Source organism: Peribacillus sp. P4_D6 (assembly GCF_056401795.1).
Genome location: NZ_JBFUIQ010000194.1, coordinates 1 through 4,943 on the forward strand (window position 1 = coordinate 1; position 4,943 = coordinate 4,943).

5 protein-coding genes are annotated in these 4,943 nt (G+C 42.5%); all 5 read right to left on the reverse strand.

Features of this window, described 5'->3' with window-relative positions:
• Window positions 1-407: HrcA family transcriptional regulator (locus AC1DVB_RS25125; protein WP_477591489.1), on the reverse strand; the 407-nt coding region annotated here is incomplete at its 3' end.
• A gap of 124 nt (window positions 408-531) precedes the next feature.
• Window positions 532-1,683, reverse strand: a complete 1,152-nt coding sequence (gene hemW, locus AC1DVB_RS25130) for a radical SAM family heme chaperone HemW (RefSeq protein WP_477591491.1) — start codon at window positions 1,681-1,683, stop codon at window positions 532-534.
• Window positions 1,684-1,772: 89 nt separating this feature from the next.
• The gene (gene lepA, locus AC1DVB_RS25135; RefSeq protein WP_057278852.1) at window positions 1,773-3,608 is read right to left on the reverse strand and encodes a translation elongation factor 4; all 1,836 of its coding nucleotides are present in this window, start codon (window positions 3,606-3,608) and stop codon (window positions 1,773-1,775) included.
• 175 nt (window positions 3,609-3,783) lie between these two features.
• On the reverse strand, window positions 3,784-4,107 hold the full coding sequence (locus tag AC1DVB_RS25140) for a YqxA family protein (RefSeq protein WP_057278853.1): 324 nt from the start codon (window positions 4,105-4,107) through the stop codon (window positions 3,784-3,786).
• 21 nt (window positions 4,108-4,128) lie between these two features.
• The coding region (gene spoIIP, locus AC1DVB_RS25145) for a stage II sporulation protein P (protein ID WP_477591494.1) at window positions 4,129-4,943 on the reverse strand (815 nt) is incomplete at its 5' end.

Sequence of the window (4,943 nt, forward strand, 5' to 3'; positions counted from 1 at the left end):
TTTTTAAGCTTATGCTCATTCACTTTTGGTCCGAGTACAATCGCCGTATAATTCGTCAGTTCCGAAAGTATTTTCGCTGACTTCTGAACGATCTTTTCCAATTCATAAATTCGTTCAACAAAAACGGATTTTAAAATCTTCACTTCATTCTTTTTCGGAGCTTGAGGAGAAAGTAAATGATCCACATAATATCTATACCCTTTTTCAGAAGGGATCCTACCGGAAGAAGTATGGGTTTTTTCTAAAAACCCCATTTCTTCAAGGTCAGACATTTCGTTGCGAATTGTGGCAGAGCTGAACGTGATTTCATCTTTCTTCGACAAGCTTCGTGACCCGACTGGCTGGGCAGAATGGATGAAATCCTCGATTATCACTTGTAGAATCAATAATTGACGATCAGTTAGCATGTATGATCACCTCTGTTAGCACTCTGTCTCATCGAGTGCTAATATACTAATAAATTATCAAATGCAGCTTATGATGTCAACAATGAAAACCGCTAATTCATCGTTAAAATAACATGGATTTCCTTCAGTCGGAATCAATAACGCCTAAAAATGTTTGGAACACTTCATTTCCAAGCAGTTTGCCCCGCTCAGTCAAGCGCACGAACCCGCCTTCCACCTTAAGCAAACCCTTTGCCGATCCTTCTTCGAGCGGTTTCCTGAAAATCTCCGTCATTTCTACAAAAAATTTATTCTTGAAGATTTCCAATGAAACCCCTTGCGTTTTCCGGAGACCCAAAAACATCTCCTCTTCCATCCGTTCATGAAGCGGTACTGGATGTTCTTCCAACACAGGCAGATCGTTCGAAAGCAATGGAGTGATATATTTCTTCACAGGCCCATGATTGGCCACCCTTTTACCTCCAGTATAGCCATGTGCACCAGCACCAATCCCATAATACTCCACATTATCCCAATATGTCAGGTTGTGCCTGCTTTCAAACCCTGCCCGGGCAAAATTACTGATTTCATATTGATGCAGACCATGCTTCTCCATCTCTTCCATCAGCCTCTCATACATCGAAGCCTCGAGCTCCTGCGGCGGCAGGTTTAATTTACCTCTTCGCATCTGATTATAAAAAACCGTCTTCGGCTCAACGATCAATGAGTAGCTTGAGTAGTGCGGCAATTGAAGCGCGATCGCTTTATCCAGCGTATCCTTGAAATCTTCCATCGTTTGGCCCGGCAATCCATAAATCAAGTCGATGCTTATATTCGTAAAGCCAACTTCTTGAGCCAAATGGATCGTTTCATATACTTCTGAAGCCCGGTGAGTCCGGCCAATTCGTTTTAATAATTCATCATTGAAGCTTTGCACTCCAAAGCTAAGTCTATTGACCCCCGAATCATAAAGTATCTTGAGTTTTTCCCTTGAAAGATCCCCGGGATTGGCTTCAAAGGTATATTCAGCCTTCTTGGGATCAAAGGGCAGGGTTTCATTGATTGCTTCACATAAGAATGCAAGCTGCTTTTCATCCAGTGAGGTCGGTGTCCCTCCACCGACGAAAACCGTATCCAAACCTGCAGTCGGGTATTTGGAAAGCTGCATCACCATTTCCCTTTTCATCATCTGTAAATATTCGTCGACCGGCTGTCCCTGCAAAAATACTTTATTGAAATCACAATAGTGACAAATATGTTCACAAAATGGTATATGGAGGTAGGCGCTTTTGATCATTGTGTTCACAACCTTTTAATCGAATGAGTCGATAGAAAAAGAGGCTAGATCTCCTCTACCCTCTTTTTTCTAACTATCGCTTATTTTATTTATTTTTTGGGTGTCGTATCATCCATTTTCAAAACAGCCATGAAAGCTTCTTGCGGAACTTCAACGGAACCTACTTGTTTCATCCGCTTTTTACCTTCTTTCTGTTTTTCGAGCAACTTACGTTTACGGGAAATATCGCCGCCGTAACATTTAGCCAATACGTTTTTGCGCATTGCACTAATCGAAGAACGGGCGATGATTTTTTGCCCGATCGCCGCTTGGATCGGCACTTCGAATTGTTGCCTTGGAATCAATTTCTTCAATTTTTCAACAATGACTTTACCGCGTTCATAAGCAAAGTCCTTATGAACGATGAAACTTAAAGCATCGACAGTTTCAGCATTCAGTAAAATATCCATCTTCACAAGCTTGGACGGTTTGTAGCCGATCAGCTCATAATCGAATGAAGCATAGCCTCTTGTATTGGATTTCAATTGATCGAAGAAATCATACACGATTTCCGATAATGGAATTTCATAATGAATGCTCACACGAGTCTCATCGATATATGCCATATCAATGAAGTTACCGCGTTTATTTTGACAGATTTCCATGATCGCCCCGACAAACTCCGTCGGTGCCATCATCGTTGCTTTGACATATGGCTCCTCGACACGTTCGATCTTTTGGGCATCAGGCATATTGGACGGGTTATCCACTTTCAGGACCGTTCCGTCCGTTTGCACCACATCATAAATAACACTCGGTGCAGTGGTGATCAGATCGATTTTGAATTCACGTTCAATCCGTTCCTGGATGATTTCCATATGAAGGAGTCCAAGGAATCCGCAACGGAAACCGAAGCCCAATGCTTGCGATGATTCCGCTTCGAACTGAAGCGCTGAATCGTTCAATTCCAATTTCTCCAATGCATCCCGTAAATCATTGAATTTCGATGCGTCAATTGGGTATAAACCGCAATATACCATCGGATTCATCTTCCTGTAACCCGGCAATGGTTCTGTCGCACTATTCACGGCACTCGTGATCGTATCACCGACAGTCGTATCACCAACGTTTTTAATGGATGCCGTAAGGAAACCTACATCACCGACGTTCAGTTCATCCAAAAGCTGTGTTTTAGGGTTGAAAACACCCAATTCGGTAACATCGAATTCCTTGCCAGTGGACATCATTTTGATTTTGTCGCCCACTTTAATGGAACCCTCAACAACACGGATATAGGCAACTACACCGCGGTACGCATCAAACAGTGAATCGAAAATAAGCGCCTTGAAAGGAGCATCCGGATCACCTTGCGGAGCTGGAACCAATTCAACGACCTGCTCCAAAATCTCCTCGATTCCGATTCCGGCTTTAGCCGAAGCCAAAACTGCATCGGAAGCATCCAATCCGATCACTTCCTCGATTTCTCCGCGCACCCGTTCCGGATCTGCACTCGGCAAATCAATTTTATTGATGACCGGAATGATTTCAAGGTTGTTGTCCAAAGCTAAATACACATTTGCAAGCGTTTGGGCCTCAATTCCCTGTGCCGCATCGACAACAAGGACAGCGCCTTCACAAGCTGCAAGGCTTCGTGACACTTCATACGTAAAATCGACATGTCCCGGTGTATCAATAAGATGGAAGATGTATTCTTCTCCATCTTTCGCGTTATATTTCAATTGAATCGCATTCAATTTAATCGTAATTCCACGCTCACGCTCTAAATCCATGGAATCCAACAGCTGACTCTTCATTTCACGCTGAGTCATGGCGTTCGTTTTTTCAATGATACGATCCGCCAATGTAGATTTACCATGATCGATATGAGCGATGATGGAAAAGTTACGAATTTTTGATTGTCTTTTTAATTTTTCTTCTCTATTCATGACGTTCACTCCCACTAGTCGACACAATACACTATTTTTTATTATATCAATAGAAAATGCAAGATTCAACAGAATAGTTACAAAAGAAGCATCATTGCAGGACAAAGCATAAAAAAAGGCTGCATCCCGGATTCGGATGCAGCCTTTTGCAGGGCAAAATCAACTTATTTCCTACCTAAATCATATCAATAAGGGCTTGAAAGGCACCTGATATGGTTTCTCCAAGCGTTTTGCCGATCGATGAGAAAAAGTTGAAAGCTTTCATTTCTTCAAGCTTGTCTTTTTTCGTCTCCAAATCATGACTCGTCACTTTTTCGCCAAGGATATCCGCTTCCATCTCCCCTTGGTCCGATTGGTTAATGATGAATGCACTATTCAAAGAGGGATCTTCATACCCCTTCATTTTTTTCATCCCGTCGTTCGCTTGCTGCATCCCGATTAGAACACCTAAAAATAATACGAGCACAATTCCTGTACATTTCAACCAAAATCGAACCATGATAAGAGAACTCCTTTCAAATTACCTCGCTTCCGAATCCCCGGTCGGGTTATCCACTGCTTTGGCATCCCAGTAAAATTCACTGAAAACCTCGGTAAAGGCATCAACGGTCAAGTACATTTCCTCGAAAGTATTATCAACACCGCCAACTTCAATAAGCATGGCATTGCCTGATAAATCCTGATTATATATACCATTATGGCTAGATCCGCCCTGTTTCATAACCCCTCGGGAAATACCTGGGTATTTTTTCTCCAATGCTTTATGAAGCTTATTGGCAAGCGCGGCATTTTTTTCATAGTTCGGGTTATTCCCCCCGATCACGAAGGCGATCTTGGCATACTCTTTACCTCTGATTGTAATTGTCGTATGTTTCTTCCGCTTTGAATCGCGGTGGATATCAATCAGGTATTCTAAATCTTTGTTATTGGCCAATGCCGTCTGGACCGATTTTCGTGATTCTTGATACGATTTGGCATAATTCAATCCTTTATTATTCAGATTTCCCATGATATCCGTTTTATCGAGTGAGGAGCCGATCCCCTTATCAGCCAAATCTTCAACCATCCGTTCCCCGAGTTTCGTAATATTGATTTTAGAATGGTAGGCTAGATCGGGGTCTGTCACCCCTTTTAAATATGGAAGATATGACTCCCGGTTATGGCTATGGTATATCTCGACCACTTTCCGGCCATTGGTCGTTTGATTCGGCTGATTGGTCACTCCTTTATCCGGTTCTTTAATCTCATCCAGGTTTTGAAGGGACGCATCCCTTTCTTCATTCAGGACATCCACTGGCGGTGAAGATTCATACGGCATATTCGTATAATTCGTTC